Raw genomic sequence first — 18802 nt, 5'->3', positions numbered from 1 at the left:
GTGTGAACGTGACGAGCATGTACGATTTCGTCGTCGTGGGCGTCGGGCCGCCGGGCGCGCGCTTCGCCCGCCGAGCCGCCGAGGAGGGGTACGACGTGCTCGCCCTCGAGAAGGGGCGGGTCGGCGAGCCGCTGGCCTGTTCGGGCCACGTCAGTACCGACGTCTGGGAGTTCACGGGCGAGGGCGCTCGCGAGGAGCTGTTCCAGAACGAGATCTACGGCGCGCGGTTCCACGTCGACGGGCCGCACAGCGACGCGTACCCGTTCTACAAACGCGAGGTCGCCTCGAACGTCATCGATCGAGTGGGGCTGGATCGCCACCTTGCGGATCTCGCTCGCGATGCGGGAGCAGACGTTCGAGAGGAACACACGGTCACGGGCGTCACCGAACACCGCGACCGCGTCGCGATCGTCGCCAGCGGCCCCGAGGGAACCGTCGAGTTCGAGGCGAAGATGGTCGCCGGCTGCGACGGCCCGCGCTCGAGGGTTCGGGAGGAACTCGCCCTCCCCGAGCCCGAGGAGTTCCTCCACGGCGTCCTCGCCTTTTCGGACGAAGCGGACCACGAGGATTTCGTCGACGTTCACCTGACGCCGCCGACGTTCTTCGCGTGGCGGATCCCGCGCGGCGAGGCCGGCGTCGAGTACGGTCTCGCGGCACCGCCGGGCGTGCAGGTCACCAAACACTTCGAGGAGCTGATCGACGGTTACGAGATCGACGTCGCCCACCGCTGTTCGGGCGCGATCCCGATCGGCCCGCCGGACCGGGTGACGACTCGCCGCGCGTTCCTCGTCGGCGACGCGGCCGCCCAGACGAAGCCCTTCACGGGCGGCGGGATCCTCTACAGTATGACCAGCGCGGATCACGCCGCCCGCGAGATCGACCCCGATCGCCCGACTACCCTCGCGGCCTACGAGCACGCCTGGCGGGACGACTTAGAGCGGGAACAGCGACTCGGCCGCTGGATTCGGCGCGCGTACTCGTTGCCCGAACCCGTCCAGCGGATCGGGTTGGGTGCGCTATCAGGCGAGATCGGCGTCCATATGGACCGGCCGACGTCGCTGGTCTCGATGGACCACCTCAAAGCGTTGCTCTCACGGGCGTGAGTCGTGTTACTCCATGGAATCCATGACGACCACTCCCAATCCGATACTACTGATTACGAACCCGGCTATCGATCCGAGGACGGGAACCGCACCGACGAGCGCCGAGACGACGATCGCGACGCCCAGTGCGAGCGGCCAACTGTCGCTCGCGAGTCTGCCGACGGCGAGATAGCCGTACACTCCGGTGACCAGTGCTAGAAGAGCGAAAATCAGCAGCAGCGGAATCGCGAGAACGATCCCGATTCCCGTAATCGCCAACACGAAAGCGACCCCGATCACGGCGACCAAACTGACGACGCCGGAGACGAACGCGGCCCCGGGTTGCTCGAGCACGCGATCGGTCTGTCGGCGCGTCCCGTCCGGTGCGATCGCGATTAGGAGTCCGCCGATAACGAGCGTAATCACTGCTGCAGTGATCGACTGGACGTACCACGGCGTGCTGGCTGCCGTTTCGGCACCGATACCCGCGGGTTCCCGCTGGGCGAGCACCGCCCACGATTCGGCGAGCAGGAACTCTACCGTTGCAAGTACCGTCGTCGGAAGGCGAAGCGAGGCGAGTGGTGACACGTTTTCAATCTGTACATTTCTCGTATAAATTTTGCTGATCGGTTCTCTCGGGGCTGCTGCGGTCCATCGAACGACAGATCGAAGGCGGTGGTCCCGAAACGAGCGGTCGATGACGGATCGGCAGTCGGCCGCGCTCGCGTTCGTCGCGGGACTCCTCGAGCGCTGCGGGATCGTCGACGCCGAGCGGTTCCGCCCCATCGCCGAGCTGGCGTGGCCCCGAATCGTCACCGGGTTCGCGATCATGTCCAAGCAGACGGCCGATCTCGCGATGGTCGGGATCGCCGTCGGGACGGCGGGCACTGCGGGGCTGGCGTTCGCGCTCGGGTACTGGCAGATCGTGACGCTGCTGGGACTCGGCCTCGCGGGCGGCACCGTCACGCTCGTCTCGCAGAATTACGGCGGCGAGGAGACCGGCCGCGCGTCGCTGGCCGTCACCCAGAGCGTCGTGCTCGCGACCGCGATTTCGCTTCCGGTCGCAGGGGTCTTTCTCGCCGTCCCCGACCGTCTGATCGGGCTGCTCGGCGCGGGTCCCGATGCGCTCCGTCACGGCAGCGTCTACCTCGTCTACGTCGCGCCGGCCGTCGTCTTCGAACTGCTCAACCTCATCGCCAGCCGGACGTACACCGGCGTCGGCGACACGTTCACCGAGATGGTGGCCCGGGCCGGCGGCGCGGTACTCAATATCGTCCTCAGCGGGCTGCTGATATTCGGGTTCGGTCTGGGTGCCGCCGGTGCCGCGATCGGGACGACCCTCGCGAGCGGGTTCGTGACGGTCGTCCTCGCGTGGGGCATGCTCGGCCGGTCGTACGGTCGGCTCGGCATGGAACCCAGTCCCGTCCCGATCACGCGAGGCGGGCCGTGGCTCGAGCCGACGCTGCTCCGCCAGTTGATCGAGATCTCGCTGCCGGAGATCGGTCGGCGGCTCGCACAGGGGGTCGTCGTCTTCCCCCTGCTCTGGATCGCCGCCTCGTTCGGGCCGGTCGTCGTCACGGCCCTCGAGGTCGGCCGCCGGGTCCGCGCCCTGATCAACAGCGTCAACTGGGGGCTGTCGCTGGCCTCGAGCTCCCTCGTCGGACAGCATCTCGGCGCGAACGAGGAGGAGGTTGCCGGGGGCTACGGCGCTGACATCATCCGGCTCTCGACGGTGATCTACACCGGAATCGCGGTTCTCGTCGTGCTCTTCGCTCGACCGATCGCGGCGGTGTTCGTCACCGGCCCGTCGGAGGCCGCGCAGGCCGCGGCGTTCGTCGTCGTCGGAGCGGTCAGTTCGATCGCATACGGTATCGACGGCGCCGCTGCAGGGGCGCTGCTGGGTGCCGGCGACACTCGCTGGCCGTTCGTCGCCTCCCTGCTCGGCCGCTACGCCTTCGCCCTCCCGGCGGCCGCGCTGGGGCTGGTCACGCCGCTGGGCGTCGGCGGACTCTACCTCGCGCTCTTCCTCGAGACGGCCGTCCCGGGCGGGATCAATTACTGGCTGTTCCGAACCGGCCGGTGGAAGGCGGTGAGCCGTCGGTATCGGCCGTCGTCGGAGCCGAGCTAACTCGCGACAGCCGACGGGAAACGAGGACGCCGAGCAAGCACACCCTCGGCCAAGGACTATGCACTTCGCCGGTGTCCGTAGGCGCGCATCATGAGCGAAACCGCCAAAGTAATCAAACTGGTCGGTAACTCGACCGAATCCTGGGAAGACGCCGCACAGAGCGCGCTCGACGACGCCGACGAGACGCTCGAGGGAATTACGGGAATCAAAATCGAATCTCAGACCGCGGACGTCGAGGACGGCCGGATCGAATCGTACACGACGACGATCCACGTCTCGTTCGGCCTCCAGCGCTAGGGTCTCGGGCTGCTGTTCGGCGCGCACCAGCGACCCGACTCCGAAGGTCGCCGCGCGGGTATCGGTCGGCGTCCGGGCAGGTGACACCTCGAACGGCCCCTTCGGACGGGTAGCCGTTAGCCGTCCGTGCCGACGATTCCGCAGGCGATCGCTTCGGGTTCGACCAGCTCCTCCCCCTCGATGGCGTCGGGATGCAACAGGAGAATCGTCTCGTCGGGCATCTCGTCTTCGACCCGAACCCGCCGACCCAGCACCTCCTCGAGGTCGTCGACGTCGTCGATGTCGGACTCCCGCTCGACCAGCTGTTCGGCGTTGGCCCGCGAGAGAACGAAGACGAGCGCCCCCGGTTCGAGGTGTTCGCTCTCGGCCGCCTCGAGCAGGGTCGCGAGCGCGTCCGCGGAGACGTCCTCGAGCGATCGGATCGTCACCCGTTCCGTGTCCGATCCCGGCGCTTGCTGTGACTGCGTACGGATGCGGGTGGTCAACTCCTCGAAGTCGGTCTCGGCGTCGATACGCGAGCTCATACTGCGTGTTCGGTGGGTGTCGCCCTTGACGGTGTGGCCGGCCAGTTCCGGTCGTCGACCGGTCCGGTCGAGAGCCCGACTCGAGTCCGGCGGCCGGTATCACCGATCCCGACAGTCAGGGCCGTCGCAATAGCGGTTTTTACGCGTCGACGGTGTACGAAGCCCGATGTCGACGATAGCCGATCTCCGGCTTCCGGCGGCCGACTCCGTGCTGGCGACCGCGTTCGAGCGCGCGCCGGAGGCCACGTTCGAACTCGAGTCCTCGGTATCGAAGACGCGTCCCTCGCTGTGGGTCGCCGGCGTCGATCGCGAGACGGCCACCGACGCCTTCGAGGCGGACCCCTCGGTGGACGAGGCCGACCTCCTCGTCGAAACGGGATCGCGGCTGTTGTACGACGTCACCTTCACCGAGGGGACGGGAACGACCCGGCTCTGGGACGACCTGCTCGCGAACGGCGGCTCGCTGCTCGAAGCGCGGGCGAGCGACGGCTGGTGGCAGGTGACGGTTCGCTACCGCGACCGCGATGCGCTGTGTGACGCGTACGATCGGCTGGTCGATCGGGGGATCAACGCCGACCTCCGGCGCGTGACCGACGTGACCGACGTCGACGATCACGAGACGCGCCTGACGCCCGAACAGCAGGAAGCCCTCGAGGCGGCCCTCGAGTACGGCTACTTCGAAATTCCTCGCGGCGTTTCGATGGAAGAGCTGGCCGAGGAACTGGGGATTTCCCATCAGGCGCTCTCCGAACGGTTTCGACGGGCCTACGAGACGCTGGTCGATGCCGAACTCCAGCCCCCGGGGGAGCGATCGCGACTCGAGTGACCGCGGATCGCCGTCCGAGCGATCGCTGAGTGCCGTGATAGGACGGGAACACGGCACAATGGTTATTTGATTGGATTGCGTTCGCCCCCACATGGCTGACCGACTTTCCGACGCGGAGATCGACGACCATCTCCCTGACAACTGGGAACAGGACGACGACGAGATCGTGCGAATGTACGAGTTCGACGACTACCTTCGCGGCGTCAACTTCGCACAGATGGTCGGCGAAATCGCCGAGGCGCAGTTCCATCACCCCGAGATCATCATCCGATACTCCGGCGTCGAGATCCGGCTGACCTCCCACGAGGACGGCGGCATCACCGACAAGGATATCGAAATGGCGGAACTGATCGAGTCCGAACGCAACGCCTGAGTCCGAAATTCGGACCGTTCAGCGGACGTTCGACCGACTTCACGACCGACGATAGCGGCGTCGCCGGCCCGCCTCGAGGGGTGCGTCCAGTGACGAGTTCGTCCGTTCGGTGCCGCGCTCCGGACCCCTCGTCTCGGCCGGAGCGACCGGTCCATCCGCGACGTGGGCGGAGAGCGCCTCCCACTCGTTCGATACCGCCGGTCGGTCGCAACGTCGAAATCGATTGCCCGATCGAATCATTGGTCGTGCGAGATATGCTGGCCACCGCAACCGGCCCGTCCCGACGGTATTACAAGCCCCGTCTAAAATCGATGTACGGTATTCCTAATCACAACGCAATTTAAATACACCTTTATATCCGGGTCCGCTCGAATGGCCGTCGATGCGATCGCGTTGCCCCGTCGATGCGCTTCCGTATCGACCACACCGCGGGGGAAGGTGATGGGTGATAACGTGGCCCCCTCCATATTTATATGCTCACCTGTGGCCGGCTTCTATGATGTTTACGAGCGAACAACGGCTATCCGTTCCGGACGAACTCGCATCCTCACGGGCGAAACTCGCGTATCTGTCCCTTCTCGCCGGCGGCGACGCGAGGGTGACCGATCTACAGCGGACGCTCGGACCGTCCAAACTCACGCTCTTTGCCGTTCTCGAGTCCCTCGCCGCGACGGACCTCGTCGAGCGCACGGAGGGTGGCTATGTCTGCACGTGAACCCGGCGTACCGCTGCTCGTCGATTCCGGTTCCCGGGGGCACGTCCACATCGACTGCTACGTGCGATCGGCTATCCCGACCGGCGTCTCCGAACAGATCACGACGCTCGTCGAGCGCCTCCGAACGCTCCGGGAATGCGGCTGCGTCGACGAGGTGGACGTCTCCCGATGGCCGCCACGACACTCCGTCGCGGCGGAGACGGAACCGACGTGCGACGAACTCGTGGCCGAGTTCGAACGGTGGGCCGACCGACACGGCTATTCGCTCGAGCCGGGGTTCCGTCGGCGAACGGTCCCCCCGTCACCGCTCGGCGTCGACGCCGAGGCGCGCGAACGGGTGCGAGTGCCGCTCGTAGCGCTGGCGCTCTACGAGGAGGACGGCGACGCCGAGGTCCTTCGCGGCGTCGTCCCGTGTACGGAACTATCGTACACGGACGACGAGTGCACGTATACCGTCGACGAGTGGCTCGCGACGGTCGAAACGCGGGCACTCGACGAGCCCGTCCGTAGCTCTCAGATCGATCGGAAACCGCTGCTGGAGGGGCAGTGAGGGAAACGTCGATCCGAAGATACCGGTACGACGGCCGCTTTCCGGCCGATTCGTGGTGAACAACTGTTCGCGAGTCCCGCCGGCCGCCGATTTAATTCCCACCGGCCGAATTCGATCTACCCGAGATCTTCGGCACCGCTCGAGTCCGCCTCCTCCACGACGTCGTGCGTGAGCAACGGTCGCGATCGGTCGCCCTCGGGGGCCTCGTAGGTGACGACCTCGAGGAGATTTCCGTCGGGATCGAGGACGTAGAACCCCTCGAACTCGCCCCAGTCGTAGGGTCCCTGGTTCGGAAACTGTCCCTCGAGGGCGTCGATCAGTGAATCGTAGGTCTGCCGGTCGGTCTCGAACGCGAGATGCGCCTTGTCGAGGGGATGGGCGAGCCCTCGCTCGTCCCAGTTCTCGGCGCGGCCCGTTTCGGCCAGCGTCACGACGGTCTCGCCGGCCCGGAACATCGCGTGGTCGCCCTCGAAATCTGCGGGCGGTCTGAGTAGGTCGAGCTCGAGGGTCTCCCGGTAGAATTCGTAACACGGGTCGAGGCTGTCGACATCGACGTTGATGTGGTCGACGGCGTCCATGGATGCCAGTACGACGAGGACGTTCAATATACTGGTCGTGACCCCCTCCGGCGCGCGGTGGTTCCCGCGGGGCTCTCACCCCCGATCGACCGCCGACGCCGTCCGTCGCCAGTCGGGCTCTTCTCGCGGCGGTGCGAGGACGCCGATGCCGATCGCGTCGTCAGCACTCCGGTTTTCGGCACCGTGTCGCTCGTTACTCGAGAACATGTAGGCGTCGCCGGCCTCGAGCGCGTACTCCGTGCCCTCGACGATCGCGACGAGTTCCCCGTCGGTGACGAAGCCGAGCTGCTCGTTCGAGTGGGAATGCGACGGCAACGTCGCCCCCGGTTCGATTCGCCAGTAGATCATCCCCGCCCGTTTCCCTGCCGGAAGCGGCGCGAGGTGGACCCCGTCGGCGACCTCCTCGAACTCCGCACGGGCTGTCGATAACTGTTCCATGGGAACGGGGGTCACTCTCCACGGAATCACAGATAAACGTATCGTGAAAACGTTTTAAGCATCTCAACGGTGTGGCGTGTCCCATGTTAGCAGACCGTGCTGTCAGGGTGTTCCACCTCCCGTTCTCGTTCGTGTTACCACAGAAGGTAGCGACCGAACGAGGCTACTTCCGCGACGAGGGGCTCGCGGTCGACCTGGTCGAACGGGACAGACGGGACGTGTCCGTCAAGTACATTCCCGCGGCGGAGACGCTGACGGGCGAGTACGACGTGGATCTCTACCCCATCTGCAAGTGGGAGAGCATCCGCCGGACGTGGACCATGGGCGACGGCCGGGTGGTCGCGAACGGGACCTTCGCCGATCTCCCGTACACGGTGTTCACGCGCCCCGACACCGACGTCGAGACGCCGGCCGACCTCGCCGACGTTCCGGTCGGCGTCAACCGCCGGACCGGCCAGGAGTACACCGCCCGCAAAGCCCTCGAGGACTACGTCTCCCCGGCGGAGATCGACCTCGTCGGCTGCGGAATGCCGACGGACAGACTGCGGGCGCTCTCCGAGGGCCGCGTCGACGCGGTGACGCTCATCGATCCCCACAGCACCCTCGCCGATCACCTCGGCTTCCGGCGACTCCTCGAGTACGACAACCACATGGGGATCGTCGGCAGCGACGACGTCGATCGGGACGTTCTCGAGGCGTTCCTCCGCGCTTACGGCCGCGCGGTCGACGATATCAATGCCGAGCCCGACGCGTTCCGCGGCACGTATCTGGAACTGCTCGAGGCCGATGCGGCGGTCGCACCCGAGCTGTTCGAGGACGTCGACGTGGACGCGGTCCGCGAGGAGCTCACCGTCCCGCGGTACGAGGTTCCCGACCCCGTCGATCCCGCGGAACTGGACGACCACCTCGAGTGGATGCAGTCCCGCGGACTGATCGACGAGAGCGCGGCGATCGACGACATCGTCGCGCCGCTGTGATCGCCTCTCGAGACACCAGATTCCCCCAACCAGACGACAGCCATGACCACCATCGACATCGGTTCCCAGCAGGCCGCGATCGACGAGTTTCAGGGCGACCCGGGCGATCGAGCCGTCCTGCGCGCACGATTCGAACACAACGGCAGCCCGCGGTACATGCTCTATACGATCAAACGGTTCGGCTACGATCACGACCGCGGGTTCCATCTCGACTTGCAACTCGTCTCCGACGAACTCGACGAGGGCCGCGAGACCGTCGAGGCGAAACTCCAGGAGGGCGACGCCGATCTGATCGACATCGATTACATCTCGACGGCCCGCGAGCGGGCCGCGGGCGCGCCGATCGTCGCCGTCCACCCCTACGGCCAGACGGTCGGCGGGCTGGTCGCGCCGACCGACTCGCCGATCGAGGGGCTCGCGGATCTCTCCGGGCACCGAGTCGGCGTCGTCAGACGCCTCGACAAGAACTGGATCCTCGTCCGGGCGGCCTGCCGCGAGTTTCACGGCTTCGACCCCGACGAGACGGCCACACCGGTCGAAGCCGGCTCGAAGGTCGAACTCACCCGGCTGCTCGAGGACGGCGAGGTCGACGCGATCCTGCAGTTCTGGCAGATCGTTCCGGAGATCGTCGAGACCGGGCCCTACCGCGAGGTCCTGCCGATGTCGCGGCTCGTCGACCGCCTCGCGGACGCCGGGATCGATACCGACGCCGATCGGCCGATCCCCGTCTCGACGTTCCTGACGAGCGAGGCGTATCTCGACGCGCATCCGGACGCAATCCGCGGGTTTCAGGGTGCCTTTCGGGACGCCGTCGAGCGGCTGCAACGGGACGACGAGCTCTGGGATGAGATCGGCGAGCGACTCATGTACGAGAGCGACCCCGCGGTCGTCCGCGCCGTCCGCGACCGGTGGCGCGAGATGGTCGTTCCCGACTGGGACGAGACCACCGTCGCGGGGATGGAACGGTTGTTCGACCACCTCAGATCCATCGCGGGCGCGGACACGCTCGGCATCGACGACCTCCCCGACGGGCTGTTCCGGACCGACCTCGAGGTGGAGGCGTGACCGCGACCGATCCGGTCTCCTTCCAGCTCAACTGGGAGCCAAACGGCTTCCAGTCGCCGTACTTCCTCGCCCGCGAGGACGGGTTCTACCGCGAGGAGGGCCTCGAGATCCAGTTCGTCGAGGGCCACGGCTCGCCGTACGCGGCCGAACGCGCCGCCCGCGGCGACGCGGACATCGCCCTCGCCGGTGCGAGCGCCGTGCTGGCGAAACAGAGCGAGGGGTTCGACCCGCTCGCGGTCGCCGCGGTGACCCAGAAGACGCCGGCGGCCGTCTACACCCTGCGGGACGTCTTCGGCGAACCGCTCTCCGAACCCGAGCAACTCGCCGGTCGGACCATCGCGCCCTCCGCGACGAAGACGCGGATCCTCACCGCCCAGTTGCTCGAGAACGCGGGCATCCGGGACGAAGTCGAACTCCACGACGTCGATCCGCACACGCACCACCGCGTCCAGCACAAGGTGATCGACGGGACGGTCGACGCCGCGGTCGGCGTGGTCACCAACGGGATCGAAATCGGCCGGGAGCACGATCGAACGCCCGACGAGCTTCCGATCGGCGAGTATCTGGATATCTACGGGATGACGCTCGTCACCGGTCCCGAATTCGCGGCCGAGCGAGCGGAGACGGTTCGATCCTTCCTGCGAGCGACCGCCCGGGGCTGGGCCGCCGCGACTCGGGACCCGGAGCGTGCGATCGACGTTCTGGTCGACAGAAACGCGACGCTCGAGCGCAATCGAGGGATCGAGCGGCGCAAGTTCGAAACCGCCGCACACCAGTTACAGTTCACGCCGCACGTCCGAACGCACGGGTGGGGCGCGCAGGATCCGGACCGCTGGCGTCGGCTCGGCGAGACGCTCTCCGAGACGGCCCTGCTCGACGGCGATATCGATCCGGACGCGGCGTGGACCGACTCGCTCCGGCCCGACGACCCGGTCGTGACCGAGTACGCCGATCGAGTTCGATCGACGACGGAGTAACGGCTCCGGGAATCGGTCGACGGGCGAAACGAGTCGAGCGCCTCGGGGCCGTCCGAGAATCAACGATTCTCGGGACGACGAGAGACCGTCGGTCTCTCGAAGCACTTGACCTCGAGGCGGTTCACCGGTCGCACGACGATGCGGCTTCCAACTCGTCGCTCTCGCGTCCGTCGTCCGTCTCGGCACACGGGTCGAGTGCGGCACACGTTTCGAGAAGGGGTTCGATGCGTGTCGGCGGGCAGTCGAGACACAGATCGCCGCGTCGCCGGTCGTACGAAATGACGTCGGCATCCTCCAACATCGGGATGTCGACGTGGACGAGCGAGAGCTCGACGTCGTCGTATCTGACCTCGGCACGATCGTCCGGAACCGTTCGTTCCAACCGGGTCACGACGCGTTTCGCGAGCGTCTCGACGTCTCGATGGTCCGCGGCGTCCAGACAGTAGAGAACACACCGGCGACGCCGGTTACTCAGTATCCGTAACAGTTCGTCGAGATCGGCCGCTCCGTCATCGCCCATCTCCGAACCGATGCGGGTTTGGTCCTCGAGGCCGCTGTGCCGGTGATCGCCGCTGGCGTCCGAATCCGTCTCGACCATGCCAGTAGGAGGGCGTACTATCCGGTTATATATTCGGGGTGGTATCCGATGGGTTATTTATAGGTCGCTCACCGCTCGATAGTAGCTGAGACGAGGATGGGTCGGACTGGACCGGTAGCCGATCCGTACGCGGGGGCTGGCTCTCCGCTTCGCCCGCTGAACGGCGATAAACATTTACTCGAGAACCGCATAGACCTTCCTCCGATGGACCTCGAGCGTGAGTACGACTTCTGGCTGCTCGACCTCGACGGGACGCTCGTCGACGTCGAGTGGGCCTACACTCGCGACGTGTTCGACCGGGTCGGCGACCGGCTCGGCCGCGAGTTCACCGACCGGGAGGCCGATATCCTCTGGAACGGCCTGACCGGCTCTCGGGACCGGCAACTCGAGGAGTGGGGCGTCGACCCCGAATCCTTCTGGGAGGCGTTCCACGACGAGGAGGATCCGCTGGTGCGGGCCGAACAGACCTATCTGCACGAGGACGCCGCGTTCGTCGCGGAGCTCGACGCCCCGGTCGGACTGGTCACGCACTGTCAGGAGTTCCTCTGCGAGCCGGTCCTCGACAACCTCGGAATCCGAGACTGGTTCGACGCGCGGCTGTGTTGCACCGAGGAGACGGGCTGGAAGCCCGATCCGGGACCCGTCCAGCGGGTGATGACCGACCTCGGTGTCGCTCACAACGGCCATCTGGGCGTCCTCGCCGGTGACGGTGCGAACGACGTCGGCGCGGCCTGGAACGCCGGTCTCGATGCGATCCACGTCGAACGGGTCGGTCACGAACGGCGGGGTCAGTGTGTGCTCGGCGATTACCGCGTCCGCTCGTTCGACGAGTTATACTGAGTGGGTGACGACAGCTCGGGTCGAGCGCATCCCGCTGGAGCGAGACGGAGGGCCCGGAGTCGCGTTTTCGAGTACGCACCGAGGGCGATACTCGAGTCCCGCTCGAGACCGGATCAAAAGGGCTTCACGGGTACGGCCGGAGATCGAGTTACGATGAAGTACTGTCTCGACTGCGACTGGCATCTGAACGCGGCCGAGGAACCGTCACGACGGAACCGCTCCCGGGCGGCGATCGATCACCACGTCGACACGGGGCACGCGATCGACTCGACCGAGTCGATCGTTCGTCCGACCGCGCCGGCTATCCCCGGTGCGGTTCTCGTCCGCGATCTGATCCCGTCGAACGACTGATCGGCCGCATTTCGACCGTCGGGTCGGGGACGTAGCTACGAGTAGTGTTCCTCGAGGTAGTCGACGATTTCGTCGCTCTCGTAGAGGGATTCTTCGCGGTCGGTATCGACGAGAAACGGGATCGCATCCTCGCCGCCGAGATCTATCATCGCCTCGTGGGTCCAGTCGTTGCGCACGTCGCCGCCCTCGTGGCCGGGTCGCCGGGGATTGTGAATCACGTACGAGACGCCGAGATCGGTCAGTTTCTGCCGGACGTCCGCGCTGTGAGGACAGCTCTCCGCCTGGTAGAGTTCGAGCATTCGATAGTCCCGACTACACTACCGACCCTAAACGTTGGCCCGGTAACTCCCGTTGGCGGCTAGTAGTAGCCCAGTCGCCATAGTCACGCTTTCTTACCATTTTTTCGACAAGAAAGCTTATGCCGGGATGTTCGACTTATCGAAGCATGGCACGCGACACATCGGTCGAGAACCGAGCTGACGCGGCTGCAACGGATAGTGCGCTTCCCAACCTCGTGACGATCGTCGGACGCGGCGTTCCGTCGAACTACGAGATCGCCGTCGACGGCGATCTCGAGATGCTCGCCGACGATCCCGTCGCCGAGGGAACGGTCGTCGCCGGCGGCGTCGCCGAGGGTGCGATCGACGTCGGCGTCCAGCGATTCCGCTTCTCCGGCCAGATGGCGAACGTCCGGCTCGTCGACTGGAACGGGACCGAAGCGCCCGATTCCTCGAGCGTCCCCACGGTCCACGTCGAGTACGGCGCGCCGAATCGATAATACGGCTTCGACGCGGCTGACTCTGCAGTGAGTGCGGCGGCTCTGCGACGTTCTATTCGGCCGCGTTGCGTAACTGCAGAACCCGATACCGAACGGTACGCTGACTATCGAGTCGAATCGTCCGAAAATCGGTCGTATCGCTCGAGCGTCGCGCTCCGATCAATCGTCGTCGGTCGCGCCGATCCCCGCCTCGCCGTTCGCGCCGGTGACGGCTGTGGGCGGTGCGAATGCGCCGTCCTCCGCGTCGAACTCCGGATTGAACAGCTGGAGTGCAGTGTGGATCGTACTCCAGTCGTCTTCGGCGGCCGCCTCCCGCAGACTCTTCGTCGGGGGAGCGAGCAACTGGTTGACCAGCGAGTCGGCCATCGATTCGACGACCTCGCGCTGGCTCTCGGTCACCTCGCCGTCGAAGTGTGACAGCGCGGTGTCGACCTCCCGTTCCTTGATCCGCTCGGCCGATTCGTACATCGCCGCGATCGCCTCGTCGGCGCGGGCCCGCTTGTACTGTTCACAGAGCAGGTCGAACTCGCGATCGATAATCGCCTCGACCTCGCGAGCGGCGTCGGCTCGCTGCTCGCGGGTCTCGTCGGTGATCGACTCGAGGTCGTCGAGATCGAAGACGCACACCGAGGGCAGCGCGGTCGCCGTCGGGGCGACGTCGCGGGGTTGCCCGAGGTCGACGACCACCTGCTCCGGCTCGGCTCCGGTCGCGTCGCCGTCCGCGAGATGGCGACGCTCGAGTACCGGTTCCTCGCTACCGGTCGCCGCCACGACGACGTCGGCACGGGTCGCGACGGTGTCGAGCGCCTCGAGCGGCACGGCCCTCGCCGTGACGCCGGTCTCGTCCGTAACGTCGTCGACGAGATGGTCCGCGTGGGCGACGGTTCGGTTGGCGACGACGAGTTCGTCGACGCCGGCCGCGGCCAGACTGCGCGCGGCGAGTTGCCCCATCTCGCCGGCCCCGACGACCAGAGAGACCGCTCCCTCGAGGTCGATCTCTTTTGCAACGCGTCGCGTCGCAGCCGAGCCGAGCGACACGACACCTTCGTTGATCGCGGTCTCGGTACGGGCCCGCTCGCCGACGTGGATCGCCTTCGTGACGGCCGACTCGAGCATCGAGCCGATGCCGTCGGCGTCGCGGGCGTCCTCGTAGGCGGTCCGGACCTGACCGATGATCTGATCCTCGCCGAGGATCACTGATTCGAGCCCGGCGGCCACCCGAAGCAGATGCCGGAGACTGTCGTCGTGGTCGGTCGTCACGATGGCTTCGTCGTCGACACCGGCGAAAAACTCCTCGAGGGCGGCGCGGCCGACGGCGTGGTCCGAGCCGACGACGTACGCCTCGACCCGATTGCACGTCGAGAGGACGTACGCCTCCTCGATGTCGGGAACTGTCAGGAGTTCCGCGACCGCGGCGTCCTGACTCTCGGGGCTGACGGCGGCCAGCTGGTCGACGGTGCCACTCCTGTGGGTCACTCGCCCGGCAGTCACGACCCCGGTCGACATCACGGCTGATCCCCCTCGGTTGCCAGTTCCTCGCCGAGCACGTCCTCGATCACTTGCGGACAGTTGGAAGTACCCGTACGTAAAGCTGTCCAAACATCCGGAGAATTGACGACGTCCGTAACGATCTCCCGGCGTCGGTCGACCGCCACGTCACGCGCCTTGAGCTCCTCGCGAAGTCCCGCACAGACCCGTGCCATCTCGCCGGCCCCGTCGAGCGTCTCCTCGAGTTCCTGCCGGAGATGCTTGCTCAGCGCGGGTGCCGTCCCGCCGGTCGCGACCGCGACGGTCACCGGATCCTCGCGCACGGTTGCGGGAACGACGACGCTGTCGGCCTCGCGCTCCCCCGACCGATCCGCCCGATTGACGAGGACGCCTCGGTCGCGGGCCGCATCGGCGACGGCCTCGTTGATCGCCTCGTCGTCCGTCGCGGCGACGACCAGCGCGGGCGTCGTTCGCTCGAGCCACGCCGGGACCTCGTCGGCCGTCGGTGCGGCACGAATCAGTTCGGCCTCGCCGAAGTCCCGATCTGCGAAGGCGGGGCTGACGACGACGACCTGCGCCTCGCGGGCGAACCGTCGCGCTTTCCGGGCTCCGACCGGACCGCCGCCGACGACGAGCACCGTCGCGTCCGTGAAATCGTGCAGTAGTGGGATCATTGTGGTCGGTCGAGTCGACTATCCGATGTCACCGCTCTCTCGTGTTCGCGTCGGCGCGCTCTGCCAGCCGAATCCCGGTCTTCTTCAATATCTGCGTCGAAAACAGCGAGTCCCAGTCCTCGTCGGCCACGTCCCAGTGCTCGCTCATGGTCTCGCGAACCCGTTCGATGCGCCGCTGGCTCTCCGCTTCGCTGCGACCGTGGGTCATCGCGAAGAAGTTGTACGGCCAGACCCCCTCGTGGCGCGGCCGGCGGTAACAGTGCGTCACGAACGGCAGCGAGGCGACGTCGGGGCCGACCTCGGGAACGACCTCGTCCGGGACGTTCCAGACCGTCATTCCGTTCTCCGTGTAGCCCAGCGCGTAGTGGTTCGGCACGACGCCGATCCGCCGAATCTTCCCCTCGCGATCGAATCGGGCGATCGTCTCGAGCACCCACTCGACGTCCCGCCCGACCGCCTCGGCGACGTCCGCGTACGGCGTTTCGGTCGGGGGGAAGCCGTCCTGGATCTCGAGGACGAGGTCCCGTTCGGCCGGCGAGAGCGCGGACTCGTCGGTCGGCGAGACGTCCGGTCCGAGTTCGGTACAGTCGATTCCGGCGGCGTCGGGGTCCCCGTCGCCGTCGAACGGCCCGTCGACGTAGAACTTGGCTTCGACGCGGAACTCCTGCTGTTTGGGCAGGTTGTACGTTGCCTGTCCCGTTTCGGCTTCGATTTCGGCCAGTACCTCCTCGATGCGGTCGCTCGCGGTTCGCGCCTCGCCGTCGGCGACGCTCACGACGAACCAGACGTTCAGGTGCGGATGTTCGCGCTCATAGTTGTGGGCCACCTCGCGGCGGTCGTTGACCCGCTCGACGATCTCGTCGAACCGGTCGTCGGGGGCATGCATGGCGACGAGCGTCGCCGCGCCGCCGATCTCCTGGGCGTTCACGAGCGACCCGAATCGGGAGAGGACGCCCCGCTCGTCGAGGTCCCGAACGATCTCGAGCAGTTCCGACGCGTCGATGTCGACCCCGCGGTCGCGCATGGCGTCCGCGGCCGGCTCGAACGGCCGTTCCACGACGGGAAATCCGCCCTGAAAGGCGTTGACGACCGCCCGCTCGCGTTCCGTGAGGTCGACGTCCGTGCTCATACGAGGCTCTCGGGACTGCCACAGTATAAGCAGACCGGAGACGGTTCCCGAACGCCGTCCGGTGTCCGCTCGAATGCCCCCGACGAATCCCGGCGAATCCCGCTGAACCCCGTCGACGATCGTCTACCCGCCGATTCACGCGGCGACAGCGGTTCTCGTCCGGGCGGTACCGACGGGACGAGGACGGAGCGACAGCCCTCGCCGCGTCCGAACTAGTCCTCCCCTTCGACGCCGGTCACGTCGAAGCCCAGTTCCCGAACGTCCTCGAGAATCGCTTCGTGGTCCGCGCTCGCCTCGTAGTAGATGACGATGTCGAAGCTGCCCTCTCGGAGCAGTTGCTGACACTCCCAGACGAATTCCTCGTCCTCGAGGGTCAGGCCCTGATGCTGATTCGAGGAGAAGTCGGGGTCGTCGTTGCCCGAGTAGACGTAGCAGTCGGTCGGGTCGTGCCCGGAGTGCTCGGCGATGACGTCGCCGACGTCGATCGTCGCCTGCATCATCTTGATGTCTTCCTGCCCGTCGTAGTCGGTGTGGACGACCGCCCCGTTGAGGGCGATGTCGCCGGGCTCGAGCAGTGCCTTGGTGCGCTGGTAGAGATCCTCGTCGAGCGCGTCGGAGTTCGCGTCTGCCATTGTCGGGTTCGAGCACCGCCGGACTCATAGCCGTCACGATTCCGAGAGCGCGCACGACCCGTCGTTCGACGGGAATTCATCGGGAGCGCCCCGCTCCGTTTCGATGGCACTTCATCACACACAAGACACATAGTCGCCGCTGACTTTACGTCGAGTAATGAAGCGGTGGCTCCGTCAGCGCGTCGACGCGGCATACGAGCGCCTGCTCTCCAGGGAAATCTCCGGCGCACCGACCCACGTCGCGGTGATTCAGGACGGGAACCGACGGTACGCTCGGAGACAGGGCGACGACGCACACGACGGGCACCGCGCCGGTGCCCAGACGACCGAGCGCGTGCTCGAGTGGTGTCAGGACATCGGCGTCGAGGAACTGACGCTGTACGCGTTCTCGACGGAGAACTTCGAACGCCCGGCGGAAGAAAACGAGGCCCTGTTCGATCTCCTCTGCGAGAAACTCCGCGAGTTCGCGGAGGCCGATCGCGTCCACGAGAACGAAGTCTGTATTCGCGCGATCGGCGAGACCGACATGCTCCCGGAGCGGGTCCGGGATGCGGTCGACTACGCCGAGCGCCGGACTCGAGGCTACGATCAGTTCGTCCTGAACATCGCGCTCGCGTACGGCGGCCGGTCGCGGCTCCTCAACGCAACCCGCGGGGTCGCCGAAGGCGTCGCTGACGGCGATCTCGAGCCCGACGACATCGGCGTCGAGGACATCGAACGCCGCCTGTACGATCAGCCGGTGCGCGACGTCGACCTCATCATTCGGACCGGCGGCGACGAGCGCACCTCGAACTTCCTCCCCTGGCACGCGAACGGCAACGAAGCGGCCGTCTTCTTCTGTACGCCCTACTGGCCGGAGTTCTCGAAAGCCGACTTCCTCCGGGGAATCCGCACGTACGAATACCGCGAGGAATCCTGGCGGCGGACGCGGGCGCGGCGTGCGCTGGCCCTGCTGGGCGCCATCAGCGAACCGGAGCTCGCCGAAGCCCGCTCGGTCGTCGACCGCTTTCGCGACTCGCTTCCGTCGACCGAACGACCCGACGCCGAGGAGCTCGAGACGGGCGACTCGAGCAGCCGGATCGCCGACTAGCGACCGTACCGTCGCGATCGATTGCAGTATTCCCGAACCGCACGCAGAAAGTCCCGCTTGCGGAAGTCACGCCAGTTCACGTCGGTGAAGTACAGCTCCGAGTAGACCGACTGCCAGATCATGAAGTCCGAGAGGCGTTCCGCGCCGGTCTTGATCACCAGGTCCGGCTCCGACGGGAAGACGAGGTGCTCCTCGACGTGCTCGTCGTCGATCTCGTCCGGGTCGAGCTCGCCCGCATCGACGCGTTCGGCGAGCGTCTGGACCGCGCTGGTGAACTCGTGTTTGCCGCCGAGACCGATCCCGATCCGGATCGGTGCGTCGGCTCGCGCCCTGTCCTCCGGTCCGCGAACGGCGATCGGCCGCGGCGCGTCGATCGTCTCGAGTTCGCGCTGGAGGGGCGGCACCGCCGCCGCGTCGAGCACGCTCACGTAGACCGTGATCTGTGAGGCGTACTCGACGGCCCACTCGAAAAAGCGGGTGAGCGTCTCGTAGGCTCCCTGTTCCAGCAGGTCGCGCTCGGTGATCACGAGCGCGACGTGATCGGGCGGGTCGGCCTCGTGACGGCGGATTCGGAGGGCCAGATACCGTTCGTACAGTCCCACGCTCGTGACTTTCCCGGCCGACAGTATACCGGTTACGGGTCCAACCGTTCGACACCGGCGTAGACGATAAAATACCGTTTCAATCGCCTG

General features: G+C 66.5%; 25 protein-coding genes. 14 read left to right on the top strand and 11 right to left on the bottom strand.

The window, feature by feature from the left end:
• Positions 1 to 17: 17 nt before the first annotated feature.
• Positions 18 to 1103 (top strand): geranylgeranyl reductase family protein, encoded by a 1086-nt coding sequence (locus NDI89_RS03425; protein WP_277520113.1) that lies wholly within the window; start codon positions 18 to 20, stop codon positions 1101 to 1103.
• A gap of 6 nt (positions 1104 to 1109) precedes the next feature.
• On the opposite strand, the gene NDI89_RS03420 is transcribed toward NDI89_RS03425, so the two are convergent.
• On the bottom strand, positions 1110 to 1670 hold the full coding sequence (locus NDI89_RS03420; RefSeq protein ID WP_277520112.1) for a DUF8173 domain-containing protein: 561 nt from the start codon (positions 1668 to 1670) through the stop codon (positions 1110 to 1112).
• A 109-nt stretch (positions 1671 to 1779) separates the two neighbouring features.
• Here NDI89_RS03420 and NDI89_RS03415 point away from each other — a divergent pair, with 109 nt between their 5' ends.
• Together NDI89_RS03415 and NDI89_RS03410 are read left to right on the top strand one after the other, a co-directional pair.
• Positions 1780 to 3210, top strand: coding sequence for an MATE family efflux transporter (locus tag NDI89_RS03415; RefSeq protein ID WP_277520111.1), 1431 nt, complete (start codon positions 1780 to 1782; stop codon positions 3208 to 3210).
• A 90-nt stretch (positions 3211 to 3300) separates the two neighbouring features.
• Complete coding sequence (locus tag NDI89_RS03410) at positions 3301 to 3507, top strand: dodecin family protein (RefSeq protein WP_277520110.1); 207 nt, start codon at positions 3301 to 3303, stop codon at positions 3505 to 3507.
• 116 nt (positions 3508 to 3623) lie between these two features.
• Here the strand turns inward: NDI89_RS03410 and NDI89_RS03405 are convergent, their stop codons facing one another.
• Positions 3624 to 4031: a hypothetical protein gene (locus NDI89_RS03405; protein ID WP_277520109.1), complete on the bottom strand. Its 408-nt coding sequence runs from the start codon at positions 4029 to 4031 to the stop codon at positions 3624 to 3626.
• A gap of 166 nt (positions 4032 to 4197) precedes the next feature.
• Here NDI89_RS03405 and NDI89_RS03400 point away from each other — a divergent pair, with 166 nt between their 5' ends.
• The 4 genes from NDI89_RS03400 (at position 4198) to NDI89_RS03385 (ending at position 6495) form a co-directional block, all read left to right on the top strand.
• Complete coding sequence (locus NDI89_RS03400) at positions 4198 to 4857, top strand: helix-turn-helix domain-containing protein (RefSeq protein WP_277520108.1); 660 nt, start codon at positions 4198 to 4200, stop codon at positions 4855 to 4857.
• Between the two features lie 91 nt (positions 4858 to 4948).
• Positions 4949 to 5230, top strand: a complete 282-nt coding sequence (locus NDI89_RS03395; RefSeq protein WP_277520107.1) for a 4a-hydroxytetrahydrobiopterin dehydratase — start codon at positions 4949 to 4951, stop codon at positions 5228 to 5230.
• A gap of 496 nt (positions 5231 to 5726) precedes the next feature.
• A complete protein-coding gene (locus NDI89_RS03390; protein ID WP_307729224.1) occupies positions 5727 to 5945 on the top strand; it encodes a MarR family transcriptional regulator in 219 nt (72 codons plus the stop codon).
• The gene (locus NDI89_RS03385; RefSeq protein ID WP_277520106.1) at positions 5932 to 6495 is read left to right on the top strand and encodes an HTH domain-containing protein; all 564 of its coding nucleotides are present in this window, start codon (positions 5932 to 5934) and stop codon (positions 6493 to 6495) included. The genes NDI89_RS03390 and NDI89_RS03385 overlap by 14 nt, the downstream gene beginning before the upstream one ends.
• 116 nt (positions 6496 to 6611) lie before the next feature.
• Here NDI89_RS03385 and NDI89_RS03380 read toward each other — a convergent pair whose 3' ends face one another.
• Complete coding sequence (locus NDI89_RS03380) at positions 6612 to 7073, bottom strand: VOC family protein (protein WP_277520105.1); 462 nt, start codon at positions 7071 to 7073, stop codon at positions 6612 to 6614.
• Positions 7074 to 7148: 75 nt separating this feature from the next.
• Complete coding sequence (locus NDI89_RS03375) at positions 7149 to 7511, bottom strand: cupin domain-containing protein (RefSeq protein ID WP_277520104.1); 363 nt, start codon at positions 7509 to 7511, stop codon at positions 7149 to 7151.
• Positions 7512 to 7594: 83 nt separating this feature from the next.
• On the opposite strand from NDI89_RS03375, the gene NDI89_RS03370 reads away from it, so the two are divergent.
• The 3 genes from NDI89_RS03370 to NDI89_RS03360 are packed head-to-tail and all read left to right on the top strand — an operon-like array spanning position 7595 to position 10530.
• The gene (locus NDI89_RS03370; protein ID WP_277520103.1) at positions 7595 to 8488 is read left to right on the top strand and encodes an ABC transporter substrate-binding protein; all 894 of its coding nucleotides are present in this window, start codon (positions 7595 to 7597) and stop codon (positions 8486 to 8488) included.
• 42 nt (positions 8489 to 8530) lie between these two features.
• The gene (locus tag NDI89_RS03365; protein ID WP_277520102.1) at positions 8531 to 9553 is read left to right on the top strand and encodes an ABC transporter substrate-binding protein; all 1023 of its coding nucleotides are present in this window, start codon (positions 8531 to 8533) and stop codon (positions 9551 to 9553) included.
• Complete coding sequence (locus NDI89_RS03360) at positions 9550 to 10530, top strand: ABC transporter substrate-binding protein (protein WP_277520101.1); 981 nt, start codon at positions 9550 to 9552, stop codon at positions 10528 to 10530. Before NDI89_RS03365 ends, NDI89_RS03360 begins: the two co-directional genes overlap by 4 nt.
• Before the next feature lie 121 nt (positions 10531 to 10651).
• On the opposite strand, the gene NDI89_RS03355 is transcribed toward NDI89_RS03360, so the two are convergent.
• A complete protein-coding gene (locus NDI89_RS03355) occupies positions 10652 to 11128 on the bottom strand; it encodes a DUF7344 domain-containing protein (protein ID WP_277520100.1) in 477 nt (158 codons plus the stop codon).
• A 204-nt stretch (positions 11129 to 11332) separates the two neighbouring features.
• Here NDI89_RS03355 and NDI89_RS03350 point away from each other — a divergent pair, with 204 nt between their 5' ends.
• Positions 11333 to 11968 (top strand): HAD family hydrolase, encoded by a 636-nt coding sequence (locus tag NDI89_RS03350; protein ID WP_277520099.1) that lies wholly within the window; start codon positions 11333 to 11335, stop codon positions 11966 to 11968.
• Between the two features lie 153 nt (positions 11969 to 12121).
• Positions 12122 to 12319: a hypothetical protein gene (locus tag NDI89_RS03345; protein WP_277520098.1), complete on the top strand. Its 198-nt coding sequence runs from the start codon at positions 12122 to 12124 to the stop codon at positions 12317 to 12319.
• 35 nt (positions 12320 to 12354) lie between these two features.
• Here the strand turns inward: NDI89_RS03345 and NDI89_RS03340 are convergent, their stop codons facing one another.
• A complete protein-coding gene (locus tag NDI89_RS03340) occupies positions 12355 to 12618 on the bottom strand; it encodes a glutathione S-transferase N-terminal domain-containing protein (protein WP_277520097.1) in 264 nt (87 codons plus the stop codon).
• Positions 12619 to 12764: 146 nt separating this feature from the next.
• On the opposite strand from NDI89_RS03340, the gene NDI89_RS03335 reads away from it, so the two are divergent.
• On the top strand, positions 12765 to 13097 hold the full coding sequence (locus NDI89_RS03335) for a hypothetical protein (RefSeq protein ID WP_277520096.1): 333 nt from the start codon (positions 12765 to 12767) through the stop codon (positions 13095 to 13097).
• Positions 13098 to 13256: 159 nt separating this feature from the next.
• Here NDI89_RS03335 and hemA read toward each other — a convergent pair whose 3' ends face one another.
• From hemA to NDI89_RS03315, 4 genes are all read right to left on the bottom strand, one after another.
• The gene (gene hemA, locus NDI89_RS03330) at positions 13257 to 14603 is read right to left on the bottom strand and encodes a glutamyl-tRNA reductase (protein ID WP_277520095.1); all 1347 of its coding nucleotides are present in this window, start codon (positions 14601 to 14603) and stop codon (positions 13257 to 13259) included.
• The gene (locus NDI89_RS03325; protein WP_277520094.1) at positions 14603 to 15259 is read right to left on the bottom strand and encodes a precorrin-2 dehydrogenase/sirohydrochlorin ferrochelatase family protein; all 657 of its coding nucleotides are present in this window, start codon (positions 15257 to 15259) and stop codon (positions 14603 to 14605) included. Before NDI89_RS03325 ends, hemA begins: the two co-directional genes overlap by 1 nt.
• 28 nt (positions 15260 to 15287) lie before the next feature.
• Entirely contained in the window at positions 15288 to 16388 is a 1101-nt protein-coding gene (gene ahbB / locus NDI89_RS03320; protein ID WP_277520093.1) for a siroheme decarboxylase subunit beta, read from the bottom strand.
• 212 nt (positions 16389 to 16600) lie between these two features.
• The gene (locus NDI89_RS03315) at positions 16601 to 17020 is read right to left on the bottom strand and encodes a DUF5778 family protein (RefSeq protein WP_277520092.1); all 420 of its coding nucleotides are present in this window, start codon (positions 17018 to 17020) and stop codon (positions 16601 to 16603) included.
• Positions 17021 to 17177: 157 nt separating this feature from the next.
• Here NDI89_RS03315 and uppS point away from each other — a divergent pair, with 157 nt between their 5' ends.
• Positions 17178 to 18110: a polyprenyl diphosphate synthase gene (gene uppS / locus NDI89_RS03310; protein WP_277520091.1), complete on the top strand. Its 933-nt coding sequence runs from the start codon at positions 17178 to 17180 to the stop codon at positions 18108 to 18110.
• On the opposite strand, the gene NDI89_RS03305 is transcribed toward uppS, so the two are convergent.
• Positions 18107 to 18712: an undecaprenyl diphosphate synthase family protein gene (locus tag NDI89_RS03305; RefSeq protein ID WP_277520090.1), complete on the bottom strand. Its 606-nt coding sequence runs from the start codon at positions 18710 to 18712 to the stop codon at positions 18107 to 18109. The genes uppS and NDI89_RS03305 overlap by 4 nt on opposite strands.
• Between the last annotated feature and the right edge of the window lie 90 nt (positions 18713 to 18802).

The organism is Natrinema salsiterrestre, from assembly GCF_029502005.1.
Classification (GTDB): domain Archaea; phylum Halobacteriota; class Halobacteria; order Halobacteriales; family Natrialbaceae; genus Natrinema; species Natrinema salsiterrestre.
This window is presented reverse-complemented; position numbering and strand designations above follow the sequence as displayed.